The sequence below is a fragment of the Streptomyces bobili genome (assembly GCF_002154575.1).
GTDB lineage: Bacteria > Actinomycetota > Actinomycetes > Streptomycetales > Streptomycetaceae > Streptomyces > Streptomyces bobili.
In genome coordinates, this window is record NZ_MUBA01000694.1 from 1 (window position 1) to 1,634 (window position 1,634).

The window sequence follows — 1,634 nt, forward strand, 5'->3', positions numbered from 1 at the left end:
GCCGATGCGGGACGCCTCCTCGCGGGCCGCGGCCTGATGGAGGAGGCGTCCCGCATCGGCGCACCCCTGGGCATCCTGTGCGCGGTGGCCTCCGGCGCGTACACGATGGCCGTCCTCTACGACCCGGCCGACTCCTCCTTCGGCCCGCTGACCACCCTCGGCGCGACCCTCGTCGCCGGCTGCTCCCTCGCCACGCTGCTGACGGCCGCGGTCGAGGCCCGTCAGGCCCGCGCCGGGACGACGGCCGCCCTGCTCCGCCTCGGCGCCCCGTCCACGGCGCTGCGTAGCGCGGCGGCGCTCCGGGCGGGCGCCCTCGCCGCACTGTTCGTCCCGCTCACCCTGACCGTGGCCGCCCTCGCCGCGCTGCCGCTGACCCCGTGAGCCACCGCACGAACACCGCACGCGCATCCGAGCGAAGATCCGAGCGAAGAAAATCTTCGACCACCGATGACTTCCGCGCGGGCCCCGGGTCTACCCCACCGAAGAACACGCGCACCGCGCACCAGCCGTACGACCCGATGGGAGACACCCGATGAGCACCCCGGCATACCAGCAGATGGTCTTCGTCAACCTGCCCGTGAGCGACCTGGACGCCTCCAAGAAGTTCTTCACGGAGCTGGGCTACTCGCTCAACCCCCAGTTCAGCGACGAGAACGCGGCCTCCGTCGTGATCAGCGACAACATCATCGCGATGCTGCTGACCAAGCCGTTCTACTCGACCTTCACCAAGAAGGAGATCGCGGACGCCACGAAGACCAGCCAGGTCATGATCGCGCTGAGCGCCGAGAGCCGCGAGAAGGTCGACGAACTGGTCGACCGAGCCCTGGCGGCGGGCGGTTCGCCGGCCAACGAGACGCAGGACCACGGCTTCATGTACGGCCGTTCCTTCGACGACCTCGACGGCCACACCTGGGAGGTCGTCTGGATGGACCCGGCGGCGGTCCAGGGCTGATCCGCCGGAGCGCGGCACGCCTGGCACGGGCGGGTGCGTCCGACACCCGCCCAGCCGTAGGTTCTTGAAGCGTTGAAACGTCCGGGCGGTGAATGAGCGGGCAAAGCCAAGCGCCCGGAGGCATCGACGGATTGACACTTCTTATGGAACGCTTATAGACCTGTGGGACCCCTGGGGAGGCTGTCGCCGCCGCACGGGGGCGGCATCTCCCCCTCCGCCCTACGCAGTTGCACATCACGTAAAGGACAAACGTGTCCCCATCCCGCCGTACCGCCGTCAGTTCGCTGCGCATATTCGGTCTCGTCGGCGCCTCGGCCGCCCTTGTCCTCGGCGCCACCGGCACCGCGCTGGCCACCGACCCCCTCGGAATCGGCCAGTTCTCCGCGGCAGCCTCCTGCGACGGCTCGAAGGGTGTCATCACCGTCACCGACACCGACGCGACGGCAACCCCCGCGGTCGTCACGGTCTTCCTCCAGAACAACAACGCCGACCTGAAGCGGATCGGCGCGCCCACGCCGGTCAAGGGCTCGGCCAAGGGCGTCGCCGTCACCTTCGCCGAGAACTGGGCGCCGGGCGCGAAGTACCGGATCCACATCAAGTCGGGCAACGACCTCGACGCCGACATCCCGATCCTGGAGGCCCCCGCCAAGGCCTGCACCGGCGCCGACGACACCCCCACCAC

Annotated in this window: 1 protein-coding gene and 2 pseudogenes; all 3 read left to right on the forward strand. The window is 69.8% G+C overall.

Going from position 1 to position 1,634, the window contains the following annotated elements:
* Window positions 1-381 (forward strand): annotated as a pseudogene (locus BZL64_RS36330) (hypothetical protein); the annotation flags it as partial.
* A 151-nt stretch (window positions 382-532) separates the two neighbouring features.
* Window positions 533-952, forward strand: coding sequence for a VOC family protein (locus BZL64_RS36335; RefSeq protein WP_086773293.1), 420 nt, complete (start codon window positions 533-535; stop codon window positions 950-952).
* Between the two features lie 251 nt (window positions 953-1,203).
* A pseudogene (locus BZL64_RS36340) lies at window positions 1,204-1,634 on the forward strand (sortase-dependent protein); the annotation flags it as partial.